Raw genomic sequence first — 22,732 nt, forward strand, 5'->3', positions numbered from 1 at the left:
CACCGAGGGCTGCTGAGGCCCCGGGCGGCACCCGGGCCGGCGCCATCCGGGTGGACGGCGATCGACCGGGCCGGGCCCGCCCAACCTAACCCGGGGCAGGAGTGGCCCGCAGTGAAAGCCGGGGCGAATGTTGGCAAAGGGGCGGTGATGGCGCACGTGCCGTCACGGCACGTGTGTGGCGCGTCGCTTCGCCAGCCGCCAGGCTCGCCGGTCTTTTCGGGTCAGGAAGTGACTTGTCGGATACGTCGTTCCGGGCGTATGCCGTTGGCTGTCAGGGCGCTATAACCGAAAAGACGGACTTGGATGGCTCTATCCGGCGGACCGCCGGTGACCAGCGCCACCAGGGGTGGCGAAAACGGCGGTCCGGGCTGGCGGGGCGGCAACACAATGAAGCGCGGAGCCGGGAATCCCGCCGGCGGGCATTGATGCCCGTACCGGCGGCGGCCGACCCGGCGCACCAGCCGTGGGAGGTAGCCGTGAACCACGATGGCGCCACGACCCGACCGCCGCGTCCGCCCCGACCCGCCAAGGTGAGCGCGGAGAAGAGGAACACGCTGCTCTACGCCCGCCCCGGGATCATCGTCACGGTCGACCGGTTCACCGTCGGCCGAAACACCTGGCGGGTCGCCGAGCTGACCCACCTGCACACCACCCGTGGGCCGCACGACCGGGTCGCGATGCGCGCGGTCGCCGCCAGCGGCGCGGTGATCGGCGGTGTCGGGCTGCTGCTCGGCTTCACCGGCGGCCTGCAGCGGCTGACCGCCGGGGCGTACCTCACCCTCGGGGTGGTGTTCCTGCTGCCGGTGCTGCTCGCCGCGGCCGGTGACCGGTGGCGGCCGCCGGCGTACGAGCTGTGGGGCTGGCACCGGGGCACCGAGGTGCTGCTGTTCAGCAGCGACGACGAGCGGCAGTTCGGCCAGGTGTCCCGGGCGTTGCGCCGGGCCCGGGAGATGAACCGCTACGGCGGCTGGGAGGAACCGGTCGCCTCGATGGACCCGTGGCGGCCGATCCGCTGAACCGGGTGGCGGCGGCCGAGCCGGTCGGTGCCCGGCCGGCCGCGCGCCGCCGTCCGTGCTGACCCGCTGCCGCCGATACGGCCGGGGCCGCCGGTCGGGGTGGAACGGGCCGGGTCAGCGGGAGGCCGGCACGGCCCGCTCGGTGACCGCCCCGGCACGGCCGGCGGTGACCCAGGAGCTGACCCGGCGCTCGGCGTAGAAGGAGACGAACGGCACGGTGCCGGCCAGCATCACGGCGAGCATCCGCTTCAGCGGCCAGTCGGCCCGGCGGGACAGGTCGAACGCGGCCACCAGGTAGATCATGTAGAGGAAACCGTGCGCCGGGCCCACCGTCTCCACCACGACCGGGTTGTCGAAGCCGTACTTCAGCGGCATGCCGATCACCACGAGCAGGATCAGCACCACGCCCACGATCCAGGCGATCACGCGGTACCGGGTAAGGGCTGCGCCCACCTTCGTCCGTCCTTCCGACCCGGGGTCAGCCGGGGTAGTCACCGGGCCGGGCGCCCGGATTGGCGTTCAACCATTGCAGGTAGCGGTTGTAGGCGGTCAGGTCGGCGTCCTCGCCGTCGGCGGCCGGCATCGGCACCCGGGCGACCCGCACCGGCCGGCGTACGCCCGGGCGGGTGGGGGCTTCGGACGGCGCTGCCGGGGCCGGGGCGGCGGGCCCGCGCAGGGCGTGGCGGACCTCACGCCACCAGACGAACACCACGAAGCCCGCGAAGATCGGCCACTCGAAGGCGTACGCCCAGCTCAACGCGTTGCCCGAGGCGGCCCGGCCGATCTGCCACCAGCCCAGCGCCAGGAAACCCGCGACCAGCACGACCATGGCCACGTGGCGCACGATCCACGCCGGGGTCCAGAGCCGCTTCATGGCATCGAGGGTACCGGGGCCGCCAGCGTTCTCCGACGCGGTGTCGTAGTCCGTCCGCGCCGGGATGGTTTGGTGCGACCCGGTCTGGGCATCCGTCTAGATGCCAGCCAGAAACTCCACCAGGGGGCGTGATGACCGGATCGATACGACAGGACGAGTTCCCGAGCCCGGAGCAGCGGATGCCCGAGTGGGGTGGCGACCAGGTCCACGACATGGCGTCCACCGGCGTGGACGACGACGGCGACCTGATCGGCGTGGACCCCGCCGAGCTGGCCGACGAGGACCTGATCCGCGAGATGCACAGCCTGCACCGCACCCGGCTGGACACGCTGCGGCACGCGTCCGACTCGGCGTTGGCGAACCACCTGCGCCGCACCGCCGAGCTGGAGACCGAGTACCTCGCCCGGCACCCGGGCCGCGAGGTCGACCCGAGCCGGCTGCGGGACGAGTGATGGGGTCCGCCGAGCGCGGCGTGTCCGCGCCGCCGGAGGTGGTGTTCAGCACCGCTGTCGACCCGGACCGGGCGTCGGCGTGGCTGCCCGAGCCGCTGCGCGCCGACGGCACTCCCGCCGAGCACACCGACGCGGAGGAGTTGTCGGCGCGCTGGACCGCCCCGGGCGACTGGAGCGCGAAGCTGCGGGTGGACCCGGTCGACGCGGGCGGAGCCCGGGTCCGCCTCGACCTGACCGGTGGCACCGACCCCGACCGGCTCGCCGGTGAGGCCCTGGACAGCCTCGCCCGCGAGGTGGCGGACAACCTGCAGGCCGGCTGAGCCGGCGCGGAGCACGAGGAGACCGGGTGACCGACCTGAGGGACAAGGTGGCGCGGCTGCGCCAGGCGTACGCACCGAACGAGTACCGGCCGCTGGGCGGCTATCTGGCGGCGATGGGCACCTACGCGGGGGTGACCGGGGCGATCGCCGGCCTGGTCCGGTTGACCGGCCGGCCGGTGCCCGAGCGCCCCGCCATGGCCGACGTGGTGCTGCTCTGTGTGGCAACCCACAAGCTGAGCCGGCTGCTGTCCAAGGACGCGGTGACCAGCCCGCTGCGCGCCCCGTTCACCCGCTACGACAAGCCGATCGGCAGCGGCGAGGTGATGGAGCAGGTGCGCGACTCGGGCAGCTCCACCCGGCACGCCATCGGCGAGTTGCTCAGCTGCCCGTTCTGCCTGGCGGTCTGGGTGGCCACCGGGCTGACCGGCGGGCTGGTGTTCGCCCCACGGCTGACCCGGCTGGTCGCCACCGCGCTGACCGCGGTGGCCGCCTCGGACTTCCTCCAGATGGCGTACGCGGTGGCCCAGCAGGCCGCCGAGGGGGACGAGCACTGACACCTGCGAACGGAAGCGGGAGGCCGGCGATCCGCCGGCCCCCCGCTGTCGCGTCGACAGCCGCGTCCGTCAGGTGGGGGTCGTCCCGTGGTTCTGACCGGCCCAGCCCCGGGACCGCTCGGGCTCCCGCTCGTCCTCGTCCGCGCCGGTGATCACGTCCCGGTCCACCGCGGTCTTGTCGTGCTCGTTGGCGAAGTCCGGCTCCGGCAGCGTGTCCACACCCTCCGGGGGCTGGCCCAGCGCCGGGATCTTCTCGTGCGGCTGCTCGTGGTGGGACATCTCGCTCTCCTCTCGCGGGGGACGCCGGGACGTCAGGTGACCGACCCGCCGAGCAGATCCGCCGCCTCGTCCACCGAGTACTCGCCCTCGGGCAGCGCGGCGATCCGGGTAAGCAGCTGAGCGGGCAGCTCCGCGGCCACCGCCCGGCGGTAGATGGTGGCCTGGGTGATCCGCTCCTGGCCGTGGTAGAGGTCCTCCAGCAGGTCGTCGAGCCGCCGGATGTCCGGCTCGTCGCCGACCGGCTCGTCCGCGACCGGCACGCCGGCCACCGGCGCGTCGGCCACGGAGGTGTCGGCCACGGGTCTGTCGGTCACGGGTACGTCCTCGGTCACCCCGCCCAGCTACCCGCCCCCAAACCGGTCAAACCCCACCGCCCCCGCTCCCGCCCCTCCCCGCCCCCGCCCCCGCCACCCGTTGATCATGAGGTTGGCCGCGATGTCGGAGATCGATTTCGCCGCCAACCTCATGATCAACGGGCTCGGGTCTGGGGGAGGGGAGGGCGGGGTGGGGGTCAGGCGGGGGTGGGGGCGGGGGTGCGGCGGCGGGTGCGGACGGCGGCGGCGAGCTGGTCGAGGACCTCGGCGGTGGTGTCCCAGCCCATGCAGGCGTCGGTGACCGACTGCCCGTAGGTCAGCTCCCGGGTGGGGTCGAGGTCCTGCCGGCCCGGGAGCAGGAAGCTCTCCAGCATGATCCCGACGATGCCCCGCTGGCCGGCGGCGAGCTGGCCGGCCACGTCCGCGGCCACGGTCGGCTGGTTGCGGTGGTCCTTGCCGCTGTTGGCGTGGCTGGCGTCCACCACCACGCGCTCGGGCAGCCCGGCCGCCCGGAGCAGCTCCAGCGCCCCGGCCACCGACTCCGCGTCGTAGTTGGGCCGGCCGCCACCGCCGCGCAGCACCAGGTGCCCGTCGGCGTTGCCCCGGGTGTGCATGATCGCCGGGGTGCCGGAGACGTCGATGCCGGGGAAGACGTGCGGCACCCCGGCGGCGCGGATGGCGTCCACCGCGGTGGCGATACTGCCGTCCGGCCGGTTCTTCATCCCGATCGGCATCGACAGCCCGGAGGCGAGCTGCCGGTGCACCTGGCTCTCCACCGTGCGGGCGCCGATCGCGCCCCAGGCCACCGTGTCGGCGATGTACTGCGGGGTGATCGGATCGAGGAACTCGCAACCCACCGGCAGACCCAGCCGCAGCACGTCGAGCAGCAGCGCCCGGGCGGTACGCAGCCCGCTGTTGACGTCGCCCGAGCCGTCCAGCCCCGGATCGTTGATCAGGCCCTTCCAGCCCACCGTTGAGCGCGGCTTCTCGAAGTAGACCCGCATCACCACCAGCAGGTCGTCGGCGAGGCGGTCGGCCGCGACGCGGAGCCGGTGCGCGTAGTCCAGGGCGGCGGCCGGGTCGTGCACCGAGCACGGGCCGACCACCACCAGCAGGCGGTCGTCCGCGCGGTCCAGCACCCGACCGACCGCGCGGCGGCCGGCCAGCACGGCCGAGGCGAGCGTGTCGTCCAGGGGCAGCTCGTGGTGCAGCAGGGCCGGGGTGGTCAACGGCACGACGCGGTCGATCCGCTGATCGCTGACCCGATCGGTCTCCGGGGTCGTCACGGTGGGCATCCTTTCGCCGACCGCGCCCGGTGCCGGTGCCCGGGGTCGAGCCGGCTGCTCGCATGCGAAAGGGCAGGAACACAGTGCTCCTGCCCGGCCGGCTCGTGGTGCGGTGACGTCAGATCATGGTGAAGTCACCGGCTGGCGAGCCGGCTGCCTAAACCATCGATACGACCGCGTCACGCCGGCAAGCCTACCCGACGCGACGGTCGGTGGCACCAGGCTCGTCGCACCGTCACCGGCACCTGCGCGGGCGGACTCGTCACCGGCGTGGGGCGGGTCGCCCGTGCCGTCCCGCCCGCCGTCCGTGACCGTCCCGGCGGGTGCGGTCACCTGGCGTGCCGGGTACGCGCCCGGGGTATGGGATCGGCATGACGCACGAGCAGAGCGACCAGGAACGGGTCGAGTCCCGCGCCCACCTGCTGCCAGAGGAGGCCAGCGTGGGCAGCGACGACCCGGTGGCGCAGGCGGACACCATCCTCGACGAGTCCGACGTCCGGGAGGAGGACCGCAACGCCGCCCCGGACACCGTGCTGGAACGGCGGACCTCGGATCAGACGGTGACGCCGAGCGAACCGCCGGACTGAACCCGGGCGCCGCGCGCCCGGCGCGAGCCGCGGTAGGTGTGTTCGCGTATCCAGGCCAGCGGCCCGGCCGCCCGCAGGCCGGCCGGCAGGTTGCCGATCGGGTCGAAGGCCAGCTCGGCGTCCGTCCGGGCGCTGAGCTGGTCGCCGAGCGCGACCTGGCCGACCGGCCGCCACGGCCCGACCGCCGACGCGACCGCGAGCACCAGTCGCGGCGCGTCCGTTCGGGTCGCCGCCGCCACGTCGGCCAGGCTCCGGCCCAGGTCCACCGATTCCGGGTCGGCCAGCGTGGCCAGCCAGATCCGCCGCCGGCCCACCCGGTAGGACATGATCGAGCTGTACGTGCCGGCGAACCGCCGCCGGGGCAGCGGCAGGTGGCGCAGCACCGGCGCCGCGCGGCTGGAGCTGACCAGCAGGTCGAACGGCCGGTCCTCGCCGCGGTGCATCCGTACCGCCAGGCCGAGCACGTCCGGCCAGCCGTCCGGGGTGGGCACGCCCCGCGACAGCCGGACCGTGGCCGGGTAACGGCCGGGCCGGTCGAGCATCCCGACTCCGGTCGGCGGCCCGGCCACGCCCCAGATGGTGACCTCGCCGGCGAACGAGCGGCCGAGCGGATGCAGCAGGCGGGCGCGGCGGAGCCGGGTCAGGGTGGCGGCGGCCCGTTCCAGGGCGGCACCGGCCCGGGCGGTGGCGCCGGTCGGGACGGACATGCCCCTCCGGTACCCGGCGACCCGCGGTCGATACCTGCGGCGTACGGCGTGTGAGGTTGACGCCCGCGAGATCGGATAGCGTCGAGCCATGCCCGACAGCGGTTTCCCCTGGCCCATCGAGACGACCCGACTGGACAACGGCCTGCGCGTGGTGGTGAGCGAGGACCGCACCGCCCCCGCGGTCGCGGTGAACCTCTGGTACGACGTCGGCTCCCGGCACGAACCGGAGGGGCAGACCGGCTTCGCCCACCTCTTCGAGCACCTGATGTTCGAGGGCTCGATCAACGTGGCGAAGACCGAGCACATGAAGCTGGTGCAGGGTTCGGGCGGCTCCCTGAACGCCACCACCAACCCGGACCGCACCAACTACTTCGAGACGGTCCCGGCCGAGCACCTGGAACTGGCGCTCTGGCTGGAGGCCGACCGGATGGGCGGCCTGGTGCCGGCGCTGACCCAGGAGACCCTGGACAACCAGCGCGACGTGGTGAAGAACGAGCGGCGGCAACGCTACGAGAACGTCCCGTACGGCGACGCCTGGCTGCGGCTGCTGCCCCTGCTCTATCCGCCCGGGCATCCGTACCACCACGCCACGATCGGTTCGATGGCCGACCTGAACGCCGCCGACCTGGCCACCTTCCAGGCCTTCCACCGGACCTACTACGCGCCGAACAACGCGGTGCTCACGGTGGTCGGCGACGCCTCCGCCGCCGAGGTCTTCGCGCTGGCCGACAAGTACTTCGGTGCCATCCCGGCCCGGGCCGACATCCCGTCCGCGCCGGACGGGCGGGTCGTTCCGGCCACCGGCCGGCCCGCCGTCGACACGGTCACCGGCGACGTGCCCGCGCCCCGGGTGTACGTGGCCCACCGCACCTACCCCTTCGGCAGCCCCGGCTACGACGTGCTCACCGTGCTCGCCACCGTCCTCGGCAGCGGTCGGGGCAGCCGGCTCTACCAGCGGCTCGCCGACGGCGAGCGGATCGCGCAGCCGGACCTGGTCGGGGCGTACGGGGTGGACCTGGCGCACGCCCCGGCGCCGCTGATCGCCACCGCCACCGCCCGCCCCGGGGTGACCGGCGAGCGGTTGGCCGCCGGGCTGGCCGAGGTGGTCGACGAACTGGCCACCGTGCCGGTCACCGCCACCGAACTGGAGCGAGCCAAGGCGCTGCTGACCACCGCCTGGTGGCGACAGATGTCCACCGTGGACGGACGGGCGGACACGCTGGGCCGCTACGCCACCCAGTTCGGCGACCCGGCGAAGGCCGGCGAGCGGCTGCCGGCCTGGCTCGCGGTGACCGCCGAGCAGATCGCCGAGGCCGCCGCCGAGGTGCTCGGCGCCGCCGACCGGGTGACCCTGACCTACCTGCCCGAGGAGACGTCATGACCCTGATCGGACACCGTCCCGGCCCGGGCGCCGCCCGCCCGTACCGGTTCCCGCCGGTGGTCCGCCGCGCCGTGGCCGGCGGTCAGGTCGTCGCCGCGCACCTGCCCGGGCAGAACCTCGCCGTCGCCCTGCTGCTGCTCGACGCCGGCGCGGCGCGCGAACCGGTCGGCAAGGAGGGGCTCGCCGGGGTGCTGGCCAAGGCCCTGGAGGAGGGCACCGCGCAGCGCGACGCCACGGCGTACGCGCTGGCGATCGAGGCCCTCGGCACCGAGCTGGTGACCGGGCTGGACTGGGACTCCTTCCAGGTCAGCGTGCAGGTGCCGGTGGACCGGCTGAGCGCCGCCGTGGAACTGCTCGCCGAGGCCGTGCGGACACCCCGGCTCGACCCGACCGACGTGCGCCGGGTCCGCGACGACGAGGCGACCGCGCTGCGGATGGACTGGGCCAACCCGGGCCCGCGCGCCGACAAGGCGCTGCGCGCCGACCTGTTCGGCGCCGAGAACCGCTGGGGCCGCCCGATGTACGGCGACCCGAACTCGGTCGCCGCGCTCGACCCGGAGGACGTCACGGTCTTCCACTCCGAGTGGTTCATCCGGCCCGGCACGCTGATCGTGGTCGGTGACCTCGACCGGCTCGACCTGGACGCGCTCGGCGCGACGGCGTTCGCCGGCGCCGGTGGCGGACCGGTCGACCGGGGCGGACCGATCCAGGTGCCCTTCCGGGAGGGCCGGCGGATCATCCTCGTGGACCGGCCCGGCTCGGTCCAGTCCACGCTGCGGCTGGGGCACCCGTCGCCGCACCGCGCCCACCCCGACCACGTGCCGATGACGCTCGCCGGCACGGTGCTCGGTGGGGCGTTCACCTCCCGGCTCAACCACCTGATCCGCGAGGTGCGCGGCTACACGTACGGCATCCGGGGCGACTTCGCCTCGTCCCGGCGGTTCGGCCGGTTCGCGGTCAGCTCCGGGGTGCAGACAGCGGTGACCGCGCCGGCCCTGGTCGAGGCGGTCGGCGAGATCACCCGTACCCAGGCCGGCGGGGTGACCGAGGACGAGCTGGCGGTGGCCCGCTCCTGGCGGGCCGGTCAGCTCTCGGTCGAACTGCAGAGCCCGCGGGCGATCGCCTCCGCGCTGACCACGCTGGTGGTGCACGACCTGCCGGACGACTACCACGCCCGGCTGCGGGAGTCGCTGCTCGCCGCCGACGTCGACCAGGTGTCCGCCGCGGCGGCGACGCACCTGCGCCCGGAGTCGCTCACCCTGGTCGTGGAGGGGGACGCGGCGGTCATCCGGGACGAACTGGTGGCCACCGGCCTCGGCGAGGTGGTCTCCGCGACGCCCTGAGCCTGGCCGCCTGCCCGTGGCTCCCCCTTGCTCGCCCTTGGTCGTGGTCGGCTCGCGGTTCCGTCGTGGTCCGGGTTGGGGTGTGGCCCGCCGTGACCGGCGCAGGGATCAAGCCTGACCGCCCGGAGCCGGGCACGGCGGGCCACACCCCGTCGTGGGCCCGGTGCGTCGAGGTGTGCCGGGAACGACTCAGCGCCATGCTTCCTTGATCCACACCGGGTCGGGGATATGGGGGTGTCCGGCGGCGGTGGATGGCGCAACTTCGGGGAACTTGAGTGGATCAAGCCGGCTGTGATGTGGGTCGCTGGTGGGCTTCGGCGGGGTGGCGGGGTGGCGGGGGTGCCGGGCGTGGGACCGGTGGCGATACTGCGGTGGGGGATGGCGGTGGGCCGCGAATCTTTCGGGGCGGAGCGCGTACCGCCGGGGTCGTTGTGGTCGGCGGTTCGCCCCGGCCCGCCGGCGGCGCCGCCCGGGCCCGGCGCGGCGTCGGCCCGGGCGGTGGGAAAGCGTTCCCGGTCCGGGGCCGGGGCTGGGTAGCCTCGCGGGCATGAGGATCGGCATTGTGGGGGCCACCGGCCAGGTAGGTGGCGTGATGCGGCAGGTGCTGGGCGAGCGGGAGTTCCCGGCGGAGCAGGTGCGGTTGTTCGCCTCGGCCCGGTCGGCCGGGCGTGCGCTGCCCTGGCGGGACGGCGAGATCACCGTCGAGGACGCGGCCACCGCCGACTACACCGGTCTGGACATCGTGCTCTTCTCGGCCGGTAAGGGCACCGCCAAGGAGCTCGCCCCCCGGGTCGCCGCCGCCGGCGCCGTCGTGATCGACAACTCCTCCGCGTTCCGGATGGACCCGGAGGTGCCGCTGGTCGTCGCCGAGGTGAACCCGCACGCCGCCGCCGTACGCCCGAAGGGCATCATCGCCAACCCGAACTGCACCACGATGGCCGCGATGCCGGTGCTGCGCCCGCTGCACGAGGAGGCGGAGCTGGTCAGCCTGGTCGTCTCGACGTACCAGGCGGTCTCCGGCGCCGGCCTGGCCGGCGTGGCCGAGCTGGACGAGCAGGTCCGCAAGGTGGCCGAGCACGCCAGCGGCCTCACCTTCGACGGCGCCGCCGTCGAGTTCCCGGCGCCGCGCTCCTTCGCCCAGCCGATCGCCTTCAACGTGCTCCCGCTGGCCGGCTCCGTCGTCGACGACGGCTCGGAGGAGACCGACGAGGAGCAGAAGCTGCGCAACGAGAGCCGCAAGATCCTGGAGATCCCCGGCCTCAAGGTCTCCGGCACCTGCGTTCGGGTGCCCGTCTTCACCGGCCACTCGCTCCAGGTCAACGCCCGGTTCGCCCGGCCGATCACCCCGCAGCGGGCCCGCGAGCTGCTGGCCGAGGCGCCCGGCGTGGCGCTGAGCGACGTGCCCACCCCGCTGCAGGCCGCCGGGCAGGACCCGACCTACGTCGGGCGGATCCGGGCCGACGAGACCGTCGAGCACGGTCTCGCCCTGTTCTGCTCCAACGACAACCTGCGCAAGGGCGCCGCGCTCAACGCCGTGCAGATCGCTGAGCTGGTGGCCGCCGAGTTGCGCTGACCCGACGCCGGGTGGGATGACGGGACGACCTGACTCGACGAGGAGGACGCGGTGCCGGACGACCGTACCCGGGAAGCGCTGACCGACCTGATCGCCGGGCGGTGGATGGGGGTGCTGGCCACCATCCGCCGGGACGGCCGGCCGCAGCTGTCCACGGTGGTCTACGCCTTCGACCGGGACCGCGGCGTGATCCGGGTGTCGGTGACCGACGACCGGGCGAAGACGGCCAATCTCCGCCGGGACCCGCGGGCCAGCTTCCACGTCGGCAGCGAGGACGGCTGGGCGTACGCGGTGGCGGACGCGCGGGCCGAGCTGACCCCGGTGGCCGCGGACCCGGCCGATGCGACCGTCGAGGAACTGGTCGGGCTCTACCGGTCGATCCAGGGCGAACATCCCGACTGGGACGACTACCGGCGGGCGATGGTCGCCGAACGGCGGCTGGTGCTGCGGCTGCACGTCGAGCGCGTCTACGGCGCCCCGCCCCGCGGCTGACCCGGCCCGGCCGCTCCCCGCCCACGGCGACCCGCCAGCCGGGGGCGTTACCCCGGCGGGGCGGCGGGTAGACCGCGGTGCCGAACCGAGAGGGGAGCACCATGACAACGGTCGGAGAGTTCATGACGACCCGGTTGGTGACGATGGACGGCAACGACACGCTCACCGCGGCGGCGCAGGAGATGCGCGACAGCGCCATCGGTGACGTGGTGGTGACCGACGGCGACGACGTGGTCGGCATCGTCACGGACCGGGACATCACGGTCCGGGCCGTGGCGGAGAACCTGGACCCGAACACCACCGCGCTCAACCGGATCACCAGCAAGGACGTGATCACGGTGAGCCAGTACGACGACGCGGTGGCCGCCGCGGACCTGATGCGGACCTACGCCGTCCGCCGGTTGCCGGTCGTCGACGACGGGCGCCTGGTGGGGTTGGTGTCCATGGGCGACCTCGCGGTCGAGCGGGAGCCCCAGTCGGTGCTCGCCGACATCAGCGCCGACGACCCGAACAATTGACCTGTCCGCCGCGGTAGGCCGGCTCCCCGGTGCGGGGGGCCGGCCTTGCGGCGTTCCGCGGCACAGTCCCCGCTTGAGCCCGCGCCCCGGCGCCCGACGCGTCGCTGCGTCCCCGCGCGCGGGACGTCAGGCCGGCTCGACGCTCACCCGCACGTCGGTGGCGCCCCGCGCGGCGGCCACGACGGCCGCCTCCGCGTCCACCTCGCGGCGGACGCGGCCCGGCAGCGGGTCACCCTCGAACGGGGTGACGGTCACCTCCAGCGCGCCCCGGCCCGCCACCTTGGCCCGCCAGACACCGGCCACCTCGCCGTCGACCAGCAGCGCCCCGGGATTGCCGAGGATCCGCCAGAGCTGCTTCTGGTGGGCCTTCTCCGGCACCAGCAGGTCGCGGTCCCGGCCCTGCAGGAACGGGTCGCCGGGTGGGAGCAGCCGGACCTTCGGCGCCGGCCGGGCGTCGCGTAGCGCGTCGAGCCGGTCGGCCGGCAGCCAGGCGCGTCGGCCGGCCACCCGCACCTCGACCAGCCCGTCGGGCCACACCCCGCGCAGGAAGCCGGCGCTGGTGCCCAGGAAACCGGCCACGTCGGCCGGGGTGGCCGGGCCGAGCAACCGCAGGTAGGCCAGCGCCAGCGCGTCGGTGCCCGCCGCGCGTTCGGGCGGCCCGGGCCAGCCGGGCAGCGGAGCGAGCGTCGCCGCCCGCCCGGACACCGCCAGCCGTACGCCGCCGGCGAGGCCGGCCTGCTGGAAGAGCGCCCCGGAGATGTGCCGGGCGCGGCACGGCTCGCAGTCGTACGTCAGCTCGGCCGGCACCCGGTCGCTGACCGCGCGGCTCACTTCGCCCTTGGCCATCGGCGCGGTGACCACCGCGGCGAACGCGTCCGCCGCGGCCCGGAACGCGGCCAGCCCGAGCCGGGCGCCCTCGCGGATCCGGCCGGGGAGGCGTCGGGTGGCGTCCGCGTCGTCCAGCGGCCAGATCGCGGCGGCCAGGCCGGGCAGCTCCGCGCGCCGGTGCAGGTGCGGTGCCCCGCGCATCGACCAGACCAGCTCCAGCCGGTCGTCGGCGGTGGGCGCACCCCGGGCGGCGAGCGCCAACTGGGCCGAGCCGTACGGAGTGTCCTGCACGCCCAGGTCGAGCACCGCGAGATCGGCCGCGGCACGCCCCGGACGGTGCAGCTCCTGGGCGGCCGCCCGGTAGGCGAGGACCTGCTCCCGGCTGACCTCCGGCCCGTTCGTGGCCATCTGACCTCCCGCCCTGCGTCCGGCTTTCCCGGAGGCTACTGCCCGGCTGGGACAACCGGGCGAGGGCTCACCCGATCCGGGCGAGGTTGACGCCGCGTGGGCCGGGGACCCCGTGCACCGAGGCCGAACGCCGGATGGTGGCACCTACGTGACGACGCCGCCGGCTGGCCGGTGAGGGCCGGGACCGACCGACGGGGAGGAGAGGACCCGATGGTGGACGCGACCACGAGGTTCTTCGAGGATCTCGACCGGCGGGGGTTCGAACCCGTGCTGGCGAAGACCAAGGGGACCCTGCGTTTCGATCTGCACGAGGGGGCGCAGACCACGCACTGGCTGATGCGGATGGACCGGGGCCGGGTCGAGGTGAGCCAGGAGGACGCCGAGGCGGACACCGTCGTCGGGACCACCCCGGAGTTGTTCGAGGACCTGGCCACCGGGCGGGAGAACGGGATCGCGGCGCTGTTCCGGGGGGACATGACGGTGACCGGTGACGCCCGGCTGGTGGTGCAGGTCGAACGGCTCTTCCCGGGCCCGCCGGACAGCCGTGGGCCGCGCCGGCGCTTCGAGAGGGGGATGCAGCGATGAGCCAGACCAGCACCGTCCGGATCCTGGACGGCAACACCTTCGTGGTCTCCGAGGACACCGGCGACATCGAGGCGACGCCGACCGAGCCGACCGGACTCTTCTCCCTCGACATGCGCTTCCTGTCGACCTGGGTGCTGACCATCAACGGGGAGCGGCTCAACGCCCTCTCCTACGACGACCTCCAGTACTACGAGGCCCGGTTCTTCCTGGTGCCGGGAATGGCGACGCACTACATCGACGCCAAGCTCTCGGTCATTCGGGAACGCGCGGTCGGCGGCAGCTTCCGCGAGCAGCTGACCATCCTCAACCACGACGAGAAGCCGGTCGATCTGGAGATCCGGATGGAGGCGGGCGCCGACTTCGCCGACCTGTTCCAGGTCAAGGACGAGATCCTGAACAAGAAGGGAGAGCTCTACTCCGAGCCCGAGGCGGACCGGCTGCGGCTCGGCTACCGGCGGGGCAACTTCACCCGGGAGACGGTGATCTCCTCGTCCGCGCCGGCCCGGTACGACCGGCAGGGCTTCGCGTACACCATCCACCTCGAACCCAACCAACAGTGGGACACCCGGATCGACGTGCAGACCATCGCGGTCGGGCCGGGCGGCCGGGACCTGCGGATGGGGTTGCGGGCACACGGCACCGAGCGGCTCGCCCTCCAGCACGACCTGGAGGAGTGGCTGCGCAACGCACCCAAGGTGAACACCCAGCACGAGGAGTTGGGCAGCACCTACCGGCGTAGCCTGATCGACCTGGCGGCGCTGCGCTTCTCGCCGATCTCCCTCGGCGGAGCGGCGCTGCCGGCGGCCGGCCTGCCCTGGTTCATGACCATGTTCGGCCGGGACAGCATCCTGACCTGCCTGCAGACACTGCCCTTCACGCCCACGATGTCCACGACCACGCTGCGAATCCTGGCCGCGTTGCAGGGCACCCGGATCGACGACTTCCGGGAGGAGGACCCGGGGCGGATCCTGCACGAGATGCGCTACGGCGAGACCGCTGCCTTCGAGGAGCAGCCGCACACGCCGTACTACGGCTCGGTGGACGCCACCCCGCTGTTCGTGGTGCTGCTCGACGAGTACGAGAAGTGGACCGGAGACGCCGCGCTGGTCAAGGAGTTGGAGCAGGAGTCGCGGGCGGCGTTGAAGTGGATCGACGACTACGCCGACCTGGTCGGCAACGGCTACATCTGGTACGAGCGGCGTAACACCGACACCGGCCTGGAGAACCAGTGCTGGAAGGACTCCTGGGACTCGGTCTCCTACCGCGACGGCAAGCTGCCGCCGTTCCCCCGGGCCACCTGCGAGGTGCAGGGGTACGCGTACGACGCGAAGATGCGCGCCGCGCGGCTGGCCCGCGAGTTCTGGGACGACCCGGAGTACGCCGACCGGCTGGAGCGCGAGGCGGCGCAGCTCAAGGAGCGGTTCAACCGGGACTTCTGGGTGGAGGACGGCGAGTTCTACGCGCTCGCCCTCGACCCGGACGGCCGGCAGTGCGACGTGCTCAGCTCCAACATCGGGCACCTGTTGTGGAGCGGCATCGTCGACCACGATCGGGCCGAGAAGATCGCCCAGCACCTGGTCGGCCCCCGGCTCTTCTCCGGTTGGGGGGTGCGGACGCTGGCCGAGGGCGAGGTCCGCTACAACCCGATCGGTTACCACAACGGGACGATCTGGCCGTTCGACAACTCGTTCATCGCCTGGGGCCTGCGCCGGTACGGCTTCGCCGAGGAGTCGGCGATCATCGCCAGCGGCATCCTGGACGCCGCCACCTACTTCCAGGGCCGGTTGCCGGAGGCGTTCGGCGGCTACCCGCGCGAGCTGACCAAGTTCCCGGTCGAGTACCCGACGGCGTGCAGCCCGCAGGCGTGGTCGACCGGCACCCCGATGCTGCTGCTGCGCACCATGCTCGGTTTGGAGCCGCACGAGGGGCACCTCGCGGTGGAGCCGCGGCTGCCGATCGGGATGGGCCGGATCGAGGTGCTGGACATCCCGGGCCGGTGGGGCCGGGTGGACGCGTTCGCCCGCGGCCGGCTGGAGATCGAGGAGCCGACCGGCTGACCGGAGTGCACCGTGCACCGCCCTGGCCAGGGCGGCGCACGGCGGGCTCAGGCCGGCAGGACGGTGTCCAGGAACGCCCCGGTCACCGCCGCCAGGTCCGGCCGGCGCAGGTCGAGCGCGTGCCCGCCGTGGGTGATCCAGGCGTGCACCGGGTGCCCGGCGGCCAGCAGCGCCGCCGCCAGGTCCACCGACTGGCTGACCGGCACCGAGCGGTCGGCGACGCCGTGCACCAGCAGCACCGGTACCCGGTTGCCGGCGTGCGTGGTCACGGTCGCGTCCACGGTGGCCGGGTCGCCGGCGGCGGGCGGGTGGCCGAGCAGGCCGGCCCACGGGTCGTCGTCGCGGCGCAGCCGCCGCCAGTCCGCGGCCAGCGGGTCGACGGCCGGCCAGTAGGCCAGCACGGCGGACACGTCGCCCGGCCGGTCCAACCCGCGCAGCGCCAGGTGCAGAGCCAGCGTACCGCCCGCCGAGTCGCCCGCCACCAGCAGCGGACGATCCCCGGCCGCCGCGCGGGCCTGCCGCGCCGCCGCGCGTACGTCGTCGAGCTGGGCCGGCCAGTGCGCCCGGTCGACCAGCCGGTAGGTCGCCGGCACCACCCGCAGCCCGTACCGGGCCAGCGCCGCGCCGTCCTCGGTCGAGCGGGCCCGCCAACCGCCGCCGTGGATCCAGAGCAGCACCCCGCGTTCGATCATCCCGCCATCCTGGCCCCGCCCGGGCCGGACCGCCCCGCCGGTACGCCGAGGGCAGAAGCGCCGACGGGGCGTTCGACCCTGGCGTGACTCACAGGTGGGCGGGGTATTTTCTGCGGATGCCGGAACTCGTGTACCCGCCCGTGATCGCCGCCGCCAAGACGATGTTCCGGGTCCTCGACCTGAAGATCACCGTCGAGGGCGCCCACCATGTCCCGCGTACCGGCGGGGCGGTGCTGGCCAGCAACCACGTCAGCTACCTCGACTTCATCTTCTGCGGCCTGGGCGCGCACCCGGCGAAGCGGCTGGTCCGCTTCATGGCCAAGCAGTCCGTGTTCACCCACAAGGTGTCCGGCCCGCTGATGCGCGGCATGCGGCACATCCCGGTGGACCGCCGGGCGGGCGCCGGGTCGTACGCGACAGCGGTCAGCGCGCTGCGCCGGGGCGAGGTGGTCGGCGTCTTCCCGGAGGCCACGATCAGCCGCTCGTTCACGGTGAAGGAACTCAAGAGCGGCGCCACCCGGATGGCCCAGGAGGCCGGCGTGCCGGTGCTGCCGGTGGCGCTCTGGGGCACCCAGCGGCTGTGGACCAAGGGCCGGCCGCGCACCCTCACCCGCCGACACACCCCGATCACCATCCTGGTCGGTGAGCCGATGGACCCGGCCGGCTACCCGGACCCGAACGCGATGACCGCCGATCTGAAGAAGCGGCTGGACGCGCTGGTCGACCGGGCCCAGCGGGAGTACCCGGAGGCGCCCGCCGGCCCGGACGACCGCTGGTGGCTCCCCGCCCATCTCGGCGGCACGGCACCCACCCCGGAGGAGGCCGCCGCCCTCGACCGCGGGGACCGCCGCACCTCCGCCGCCTGACCCACCTTCCCGCGATCTTGCACTTTGTGCCCTGGCGAACACGGCAAAAGCCGCAAGGAAGGGGCGGAACGTGCAAGATCGCGGGAGCGGGAGCGGGGGTGGGGGTGGGGGTGGGTCGCGGCGGTGGCCGGATCGTTCCGCAGCGGGGCAGGATGGTGTCTGCCGCCCCGGCCCCCGGGCCAGCCAGGATTCAGGTCATGAGCAGAGCAGCACTCGTCGTCATCGACGTCCAGGAGTCCTTCCGGCAGCGCCCGATCTGGGCGTACGCCTCGAACCCCGACATCGTCGGCGCGGTCGACCGTTTGGTCGCCGCGGCGCGGGACCGGGGCGACCTGGTGGTCTGGGTCCTGCACGCCGAACCCGGCAGCGGCGGCGTCTTCGACCCGGCGAACGGGCACGTCCGGCTGATCGACGGGCTGGCGCCGGCGGCGGGGGAGCCGACCCTGGTGAAGACCTCGCACAACGCCTTCACCACCACCAACCTCCAGCAGGTGCTGACCCTGGCCGGCATCCGCGACGTCACCGTCTGCGGGATCCGCACCGAGCAGTGCGTGGAGACCACCGCCCGGGTCGGCTGCGACCTCGGCTACGAGATGACCTTCGTGACCGACGCCACGGTGACCTTCCCGACCCCGCACCGGGACCTGCCGGAGACCGCCACCCTGGCCGAGATCCTCGCCGACCCGCGCACCCTCGCCACCGACGAGATGATCGCCCGCACCGAGTACGCGCTGGCCGGCCGGTTCGCCACCGTCCGGACGGTGGCCGAGGTGACCGGCGCGGTCCCGGCCGGCGCGCGGGGCTGAGCCGTGGCCCGGGTCGTCTTCCTGCTCGTCCCGCAGCTGCACCTGCTGGACCTCGCCGGGCCGGCCCAGGTCTTCTCCGCCGCCGCCGACCTCGGGTACGACTACCGGCTGCACTACGTCGCCGACCGGCCGCAGGTGCCGACCGTGCAGGGCGTACCGCTGGTGGCCGGGCTGGACTGGCCCGAGCTGACCCGCGACGACCTGGTGGTCGTACCCGGGTGGCGGACCAGCGCGCACGGCCCGCAGGGGCCGGTCGGGCCGGACGACCTGCGGCGGCTGGCCGAGCACCACGCCCGGGGCGGCACGGTGGCCAGCGTCTGCGCCGGCGCGTACGCCCTGGGCCGGGCCGGCCTGCTCGACGGCCGGCGCTGCACCACCCACCACGACGTGCAGGACGACCTGGACCGGCGGTTCCCGGCGGCCCGGGTGGTCCGCGACGTGCTCTACGTGGTCGACGACCGGGTGGTCACCTCGGCCGGCATCGCCAGCGGCATCGATGTGGCGCTGCACCTGGTGGCCACCCGGCACGGCCCGTCGGCGGCCGCCCGGATCGCCCGGACGATGGTCGTCTACGCCCGCCGCAACGGCCACGAGCAGCAGGCCAGCGCCATGATGCGGTACCGCTCGCACCTGTCCGACGCGGTGCACCGGGTGCAGGATCTGATCGACTCCCGGTTCGCCGAGCCGCTGCCGCTGGCCGAACTGGCCGCCGCCGGCGGGGTCGCCGAGCGCACCCTGACCCGGCTGTTCCGCCAGGCCACCGGGCTGACCCCGCTCGGCTACCAGCAGCTGCTGCGGGTGGAGCGCGCCGAGCACCTGATCGGGCACGGCAGCACCGTGGAGGCGGCGGCCCGCACGGTCGGGTTCACCGACGCCCGCATGCTGCGCCGGCTGCGGGCCCGGGCGACCCGGAGCCCGCGCCCGCCGGGTGGTAGTAGTCGTCCCGGGAACGGAACTCCACCGGCAGCGACCCGGGCAGCGTGATCCGTCCGTCGCCGGCCAGCGGCCCGCCGCCGGCGCGCAGCCGCAGCACGTCCCGCTCGGCCGGGGAGAGGTCGACCAGCTGCGGCCGGGTCAGCCGGAACGTCGCCACCGACCGGCGTACCTGCCGGGCCAGTTCGGTGACCTCGTCGGCCGGGCCGGCCAGGGCGAGCGCCGGCTGCCAGATGGTGCGCAGCGCGTCGCAGACCACCAGCAGCTCGGCCGGCCGGTCCGGCCCGGCCGGCACCAGCTCCAGCCGGGACGGCCACTGCCAGCGGATCTGACCACTGACCAGGCCGGGCGTCCGGACCCGGTGGCGGTGCCGGGCGGTGTCCCGCACCCCGCCGACCACGGCGAGCTGCCACCCGCCGCCCGCGTACGCGATCCGCCGGTCGGTGACGGTCACCGTCACCGGCACCGGCAGCGCCCACCGCTGCCACGCCTCGGTCGGGCCGAGCAGGTAGCCGGCGGCGTGCAGCCGGTGCCGCCACAGCACCCGCTCGCCCGGCTCGGGCACCAGCTCGTGGCGCCGGTCGAGCACCGGGGCGACGTCGTCGTCCGGCGCGTCGAACCGATGCGGGCCGATGAAGAAGGGGGACGCGTCGTCGTGCATGGTCAGGATCTCCCGGAGCAGACGGCCTTACCCACCGAGCGTCGCCGAACCGGACCACGGTGTCATGACACCCGTTAGGGGGTCGGCCGGTCGTAGGACGCCTGTGACCGGTAGATGCCGATCTCCTCCGGCCGGATGAGGCCGTCCTCGATCGCCCGGGCGAGCAGCGCCGCCTTCGTGGCAGCCGGCCGCCCCGCCCGGGTGTACTTGATCCGCGCCCGGTCCACGTACTGCTTGACCGTGTGTTCGCTGATCCGCATCCGGCGGGCCACCGAGGCCTTCGACATCGACTGGAACCACAGCAGCAGCGCCTCGCGTTCCTTGTCCGACAGGACCGGCCGGTCCGGGCGGGCGTCGCCGACGATCGCCCCGGCCAGTGCCGGCGGCACGTACGGGCGGTCGCTGGCGGCGGCCAGCACGGTGGCCACGCAGTGCTCCCGGCCCTCGTGCTTGGCGAGGAACGCCACCGCCCCCGCGTCCAGCGCGGCGAGCATGGTCTCCGGGTCGGTGTGCTCGGAGTAGACCACCACCCGCCGGCCGGCCGCGCTCAGCTCGGCGACCTTGTCCAGCGCCATCCGGCCGTGCAGTCGCAGGTCGAGCAGGACCACGTCGGCGGTCGGGGCGGCCCGCAGCACCTCGTCCGGGTCGTCGCCGGTGGCCAGTACGGTCAGCCGGGGCTCGGTCGCCAGCCAGGCCCGTACCCCCTCGACCACCACCGGATGGTCGTCGACGATCGCCACGCCCACCGGTCGCTCGCCGGTCACCGGCGCCACCGGGTCTGCGTCCATGTGATCTCCCCGTCGTCTTCGTAGCGCAGTTCCACCAGGTCGCCACCGTCGCCGCAGGCCGGCGGCGGCCCGGTGGCCGGGCCGGCCCGGTCGGGCGTGACCAGGCTGACCACCACCTCCTCCGGCCCGGCGACCACGGTCAACCGGGCCCAGTCGCGGGCGCCGGCCAGGGCGGCGGTGGGCGGGTCGACCAACCGTCGGCGGACCTCCACCGGCAGCGGCGGTGGTGTGCCCATGGTGACCAGGTCGATCGGCAGGCCGCCGCGCTCGGCCAGGTCGGCGGCCGCCCGCAGCTCGTGCAGCAGCGGGTCGGGCACGTCGTCGGACTCGGCGATGAGCCGGCGCAGTCGGGCCGCGGCCAGCACGCAGCGGCGCTGCACGTCCGGGTCGGCCGGGTCGGCCCGCCCGTCGGCGAGTTCGGCGAGCACCTGCTCGGCGGTCCCGCTGACCAGCGCCAACCGGTCCCGGCGGTCCCGGCGGGCCCGCTCGGCGGCGTCCCGCTCCGCCGCCATCGCATGTGCCGCCGCGGCGGAGGCGGCCCGCTCCCGGGCCAGCGTGGCGATCACCGCGCCGCCCACGAAGACGGCCACCGGCAGCGACAGGGTGCCGTAGACGTACATCGCGTAGCGGGCCAGGTCGGCCGGGGCGGTCGCGTCGTGGCCGAGCACGGCGGCCAACGCGATCAGCGAGTGCGCGGCCAGCAGGGCGAGCAGGCCGATCACCCGCCGTCCCCAGAGGACCAGCACGAAGAACCAGCCGAGGGTGCCCCAGACCCAGTTGGCGGCGGTGAAGAGCTGCCGCTCGCCGGCCGCCGCGAAGACCGCCACGTCGACCACCAGCAGCAGCGCGGCCAGCGGCCAGGCCGGCAGCGGGGCGCCGCGCAGCAGTCGTACGCCGGCCAGCGCGCCGGTCGCCGCGACGACCAGCCAGCCGGCCGCCACCACCGCCGGGGCCGCGAGGTCGGCCCGGGCCGCCAGCACCGCCGGCAGCCCGATCGCGGCGTGCCAGGCGAGCGCGATCGCCACCACCACGATCCGGGCGCCCCGGTCGGAGGCGCTGCCCACGGCGGCCGCCGCCTGCCGCGACTCGACCGCCACCGGCCCGGCCACCGGGGGCCCGACCGACCCGGTGCTTGTCGGATCGGCCGTCGTGGCTTGAGCGGTGTCAGTGGACATCGGACCACTCCAGCCGGACCCGGGTGCCGGCGCCTGGCGCGGAGTCGACGATGGCCCGCCCGCCCACGCCCGCCATCCGGCCGCGCACCGACTCCCGCAGGCCGTACCGGTGGGCCGGCACCCGCTCCGGGTCGAAGCCGGGGCCGTCGTCGGCGACCTCGACCGCGACGGTGCCGGCCGTCCGCTCCAGCCGGAGCGTGGCGCGGGCGCCGGGCGCGTGCCGGACCACGTTGGACAGCGCGGCGTACGCGCTCTCGGCGATCGCCTCGGCGACCGGTCCGGGCACCACGCAGGGCGTCAGGTCGGCGGTCACCGGCAGCTCGGGCAGCCGGCGGAGCACCACCCCGAGCCGATCGTCCAGCGACACCGGCCCGGCGTCCGGTGCCGACCGCGCGCCGGCGAGCGTGGTGAGGACACGCAGATCGGCGGCGCAGCGCTCGCGCAGCCCGGCCGAGGGGCCGGCGACCGCGCCCAGCCCGACCATGGTGAGGGTGGCCAGCACCGTGTCGTGCAGGTCCCGGTTCTGCCGCCGCTCGGCGTCCCGGGCGGTCCGGGCGGCCAGCGTCTCCCGGGTCAACCGCTGGTGCTCGGCGAAGCCGCGGTCGGCCCGGCCGATCCGGCGCCGCATCACCGCGGTCATCATCGCTGCGCAGGCCGTCTGCACCAACAGGGTGCCGGCGTGCGCACTCGCCTCGTCGGGGTTGCCGGCGGTGGCCGCACCGACCGCGTAGCCGGCGGCGACCAGCAGTCCGGCCGGGATCGACCAACGCGCGGGCGCGGTGGCCTGGGCGCCGATCACCGTGGTGCTGGCCAGCACCGCGACCCAGCTCCCCTCGCCGGGCAGCACCTCCGGTGCCACCAGCACCGGGATCGCCAGGCAGGTGGCGGTGGTCAGCGCCACGTCGCCGGCGACCAGCGGCCCGGTGACGCCGTGCCGCAGCGCGCGCACGGCGTACCAGACGGACCAGGCGGTCAGCCCGGCCACCGCCGGGACCAGCAGCGTCGGCTCGACCGGCGGGGTGCGGACCGCGAGCGCCACCGCCGCACCGACCAGCCCGCAGGTCAGCCGGAGCAGCGCCGGGATCGTGGTGAAGATGAGCGTGAACGCGCCGCCCGCCGGATTGTCCAGCAGGGCCGGCGGCGGGGTCGGAGTGGTAAGGGCCGACATCGGGGAGGAGTCCTTTGCGACAACGACCCGATCCGGGCCCGCGCTGCGGAGATAGACGCCGGAGAATAA

Annotated in this window: 27 protein-coding genes; 15 read left to right on the forward strand and 12 right to left on the reverse strand. The window is 74.5% G+C overall.

The features are described from left to right. Positions 1-476: 476 nt before the first annotated feature. Positions 477-1,016 carry a DUF6232 family protein gene (locus tag GA0070609_RS02355; protein ID WP_231928504.1) on the forward strand — a complete coding sequence of 180 codons (540 nt, stop codon included), beginning with the start codon at positions 477-479 and terminating at the stop codon, positions 1,014-1,016. A 114-nt stretch (positions 1,017-1,130) separates the two neighbouring features. On the opposite strand, the gene GA0070609_RS02360 is transcribed toward GA0070609_RS02355, so the two are convergent. Both GA0070609_RS02360 and GA0070609_RS02365 read right to left on the reverse strand, forming a co-directional pair. Further along, positions 1,131-1,469, reverse strand: coding sequence for a DUF3817 domain-containing protein (locus GA0070609_RS02360; RefSeq protein WP_088992267.1), 339 nt, complete (start codon positions 1,467-1,469; stop codon positions 1,131-1,133). A 25-nt stretch (positions 1,470-1,494) separates the two neighbouring features. Continuing rightward, positions 1,495-1,890: a hypothetical protein gene (locus GA0070609_RS02365; RefSeq protein ID WP_088992268.1), complete on the reverse strand. Its 396-nt coding sequence runs from the start codon at positions 1,888-1,890 to the stop codon at positions 1,495-1,497. Positions 1,891-2,018: 128 nt separating this feature from the next. Between GA0070609_RS02365 and GA0070609_RS02370 the strand changes: the two genes are divergently transcribed. Genes GA0070609_RS02370 through GA0070609_RS02380 form a run of 3 tightly spaced genes read left to right on the forward strand, consistent with a single transcriptional unit; the run spans position 2,019 to position 3,216 of the window. Then, positions 2,019-2,342, forward strand: a complete 324-nt coding sequence (locus tag GA0070609_RS02370) for a DUF6158 family protein (RefSeq protein WP_088992269.1) — start codon at positions 2,019-2,021, stop codon at positions 2,340-2,342. After that, the gene (locus GA0070609_RS02375) at positions 2,342-2,662 is read left to right on the forward strand and encodes a hypothetical protein (RefSeq protein ID WP_088992270.1); all 321 of its coding nucleotides are present in this window, start codon (positions 2,342-2,344) and stop codon (positions 2,660-2,662) included. The genes GA0070609_RS02370 and GA0070609_RS02375 overlap by 1 nt, the downstream gene beginning before the upstream one ends. Before the next feature lie 26 nt (positions 2,663-2,688). Continuing rightward, positions 2,689-3,216, forward strand: coding sequence for a DUF1360 domain-containing protein (locus tag GA0070609_RS02380; protein WP_088992271.1), 528 nt, complete (start codon positions 2,689-2,691; stop codon positions 3,214-3,216). 69 nt (positions 3,217-3,285) lie between these two features. Here GA0070609_RS02380 and GA0070609_RS02385 read toward each other — a convergent pair whose 3' ends face one another. From GA0070609_RS02385 to GA0070609_RS02395, 3 genes are all read right to left on the reverse strand, one after another. Further along, entirely contained in the window at positions 3,286-3,495 is a 210-nt protein-coding gene (locus tag GA0070609_RS02385; RefSeq protein WP_088992272.1) for a hypothetical protein, read from the reverse strand. A gap of 32 nt (positions 3,496-3,527) precedes the next feature. After that, complete coding sequence (locus GA0070609_RS02390; RefSeq protein WP_088997441.1) at positions 3,528-3,764, reverse strand: hypothetical protein; 237 nt, start codon at positions 3,762-3,764, stop codon at positions 3,528-3,530. Positions 3,765-4,006: 242 nt separating this feature from the next. Continuing rightward, positions 4,007-5,104 carry a 3-deoxy-7-phosphoheptulonate synthase gene (locus GA0070609_RS02395; RefSeq protein ID WP_088992273.1) on the reverse strand — a complete coding sequence of 366 codons (1,098 nt, stop codon included), beginning with the start codon at positions 5,102-5,104 and terminating at the stop codon, positions 4,007-4,009. Between the two features lie 362 nt (positions 5,105-5,466). Between GA0070609_RS02395 and GA0070609_RS02400 the strand changes: the two genes are divergently transcribed. Further along, the gene (locus GA0070609_RS02400; protein WP_172899277.1) at positions 5,467-5,682 is read left to right on the forward strand and encodes a hypothetical protein; all 216 of its coding nucleotides are present in this window, start codon (positions 5,467-5,469) and stop codon (positions 5,680-5,682) included. On the opposite strand, the gene GA0070609_RS02405 is transcribed toward GA0070609_RS02400, so the two are convergent. Continuing rightward, entirely contained in the window at positions 5,649-6,389 is a 741-nt protein-coding gene (locus GA0070609_RS02405) for a phosphodiesterase (protein ID WP_088992274.1), read from the reverse strand. The genes GA0070609_RS02400 and GA0070609_RS02405 overlap by 34 nt on opposite strands. An 88-nt stretch (positions 6,390-6,477) precedes the next feature. Between GA0070609_RS02405 and GA0070609_RS02410 the strand changes: the two genes are divergently transcribed. From GA0070609_RS02410 to GA0070609_RS02430, 5 genes are all read left to right on the forward strand, one after another. Beyond that, the gene (locus GA0070609_RS02410) at positions 6,478-7,770 is read left to right on the forward strand and encodes a M16 family metallopeptidase (RefSeq protein ID WP_088992275.1); all 1,293 of its coding nucleotides are present in this window, start codon (positions 6,478-6,480) and stop codon (positions 7,768-7,770) included. Continuing rightward, positions 7,767-9,113 (forward strand): M16 family metallopeptidase, encoded by a 1,347-nt coding sequence (locus GA0070609_RS02415; protein WP_088992276.1) that lies wholly within the window; start codon positions 7,767-7,769, stop codon positions 9,111-9,113. The genes GA0070609_RS02410 and GA0070609_RS02415 overlap by 4 nt, the downstream gene beginning before the upstream one ends. Positions 9,114-9,660: 547 nt before the next feature. Next, on the forward strand, positions 9,661-10,686 hold the full coding sequence (locus GA0070609_RS02420; RefSeq protein ID WP_088992277.1) for an aspartate-semialdehyde dehydrogenase: 1,026 nt from the start codon (positions 9,661-9,663) through the stop codon (positions 10,684-10,686). Between the two features lie 51 nt (positions 10,687-10,737). Further along, positions 10,738-11,178: a PPOX class F420-dependent oxidoreductase gene (locus tag GA0070609_RS02425; RefSeq protein ID WP_088992278.1), complete on the forward strand. Its 441-nt coding sequence runs from the start codon at positions 10,738-10,740 to the stop codon at positions 11,176-11,178. A gap of 101 nt (positions 11,179-11,279) precedes the next feature. After that, positions 11,280-11,696: a CBS domain-containing protein gene (locus tag GA0070609_RS02430; RefSeq protein WP_088992279.1), complete on the forward strand. Its 417-nt coding sequence runs from the start codon at positions 11,280-11,282 to the stop codon at positions 11,694-11,696. 126 nt (positions 11,697-11,822) lie between these two features. Here GA0070609_RS02430 and GA0070609_RS02435 read toward each other — a convergent pair whose 3' ends face one another. Next, on the reverse strand, positions 11,823-12,932 hold the full coding sequence (locus GA0070609_RS02435; RefSeq protein WP_088992280.1) for a DNA glycosylase AlkZ-like family protein: 1,110 nt from the start codon (positions 12,930-12,932) through the stop codon (positions 11,823-11,825). Between the two features lie 210 nt (positions 12,933-13,142). Between GA0070609_RS02435 and GA0070609_RS02440 the strand changes: the two genes are divergently transcribed. Together GA0070609_RS02440 and GA0070609_RS02445 are read left to right on the forward strand one after the other, a co-directional pair. Further along, a complete protein-coding gene (locus GA0070609_RS02440; RefSeq protein ID WP_088992281.1) occupies positions 13,143-13,517 on the forward strand; it encodes an SCP2 sterol-binding domain-containing protein in 375 nt (124 codons plus the stop codon). Further along, positions 13,514-15,574 (forward strand): amylo-alpha-1,6-glucosidase, encoded by a 2,061-nt coding sequence (locus GA0070609_RS02445; protein WP_088992282.1) that lies wholly within the window; start codon positions 13,514-13,516, stop codon positions 15,572-15,574. The genes GA0070609_RS02440 and GA0070609_RS02445 overlap by 4 nt, the downstream gene beginning before the upstream one ends. A gap of 47 nt (positions 15,575-15,621) precedes the next feature. On the opposite strand, the gene GA0070609_RS02450 is transcribed toward GA0070609_RS02445, so the two are convergent. Next, the gene (locus GA0070609_RS02450) at positions 15,622-16,266 is read right to left on the reverse strand and encodes an alpha/beta hydrolase fold domain-containing protein (RefSeq protein WP_088992283.1); all 645 of its coding nucleotides are present in this window, start codon (positions 16,264-16,266) and stop codon (positions 15,622-15,624) included. 116 nt (positions 16,267-16,382) lie between these two features. Between GA0070609_RS02450 and GA0070609_RS02455 the strand changes: the two genes are divergently transcribed. From GA0070609_RS02455 to GA0070609_RS02465, 3 genes are all read left to right on the forward strand, one after another. Continuing rightward, positions 16,383-17,132, forward strand: a complete 750-nt coding sequence (locus tag GA0070609_RS02455) for a lysophospholipid acyltransferase family protein (protein WP_088992284.1) — start codon at positions 16,383-16,385, stop codon at positions 17,130-17,132. Positions 17,133-17,329: 197 nt separating this feature from the next. Further along, the gene (locus GA0070609_RS02460; RefSeq protein WP_088992285.1) at positions 17,330-17,938 is read left to right on the forward strand and encodes a cysteine hydrolase family protein; all 609 of its coding nucleotides are present in this window, start codon (positions 17,330-17,332) and stop codon (positions 17,936-17,938) included. A 3-nt stretch (positions 17,939-17,941) separates the two neighbouring features. Next, positions 17,942-18,922 (forward strand): GlxA family transcriptional regulator, encoded by a 981-nt coding sequence (locus GA0070609_RS02465; RefSeq protein WP_088992286.1) that lies wholly within the window; start codon positions 17,942-17,944, stop codon positions 18,920-18,922. Here GA0070609_RS02465 and GA0070609_RS02470 read toward each other — a convergent pair. The 4 genes from GA0070609_RS02470 to GA0070609_RS02485 all read right to left on the reverse strand — a co-directional run bounded on the left by GA0070609_RS02470 (position 18,804) and on the right by GA0070609_RS02485 (position 22,663). After that, positions 18,804-19,532, reverse strand: a complete 729-nt coding sequence (locus GA0070609_RS02470) for a hypothetical protein (RefSeq protein ID WP_088992287.1) — start codon at positions 19,530-19,532, stop codon at positions 18,804-18,806. The genes GA0070609_RS02465 and GA0070609_RS02470 overlap by 119 nt on opposite strands. Before the next feature lie 74 nt (positions 19,533-19,606). Further along, complete coding sequence (locus GA0070609_RS02475) at positions 19,607-20,320, reverse strand: response regulator transcription factor (protein WP_088992288.1); 714 nt, start codon at positions 20,318-20,320, stop codon at positions 19,607-19,609. Next, positions 20,293-21,495, reverse strand: a complete 1,203-nt coding sequence (locus GA0070609_RS02480; protein WP_088992289.1) for a hypothetical protein — start codon at positions 21,493-21,495, stop codon at positions 20,293-20,295. Before GA0070609_RS02480 ends, GA0070609_RS02475 begins: the two co-directional genes overlap by 28 nt. Continuing rightward, a complete protein-coding gene (locus tag GA0070609_RS02485; protein ID WP_088992290.1) occupies positions 21,485-22,663 on the reverse strand; it encodes a sensor histidine kinase in 1,179 nt (392 codons plus the stop codon). The genes GA0070609_RS02480 and GA0070609_RS02485 overlap by 11 nt, the downstream gene beginning before the upstream one ends. Positions 22,664-22,732 lie beyond the last annotated feature (69 nt).

Origin of the sequence: Micromonospora echinaurantiaca (assembly GCF_900090235.1) — a bacterium.
Classification (GTDB): domain Bacteria; phylum Actinomycetota; class Actinomycetes; order Mycobacteriales; family Micromonosporaceae; genus Micromonospora; species Micromonospora echinaurantiaca.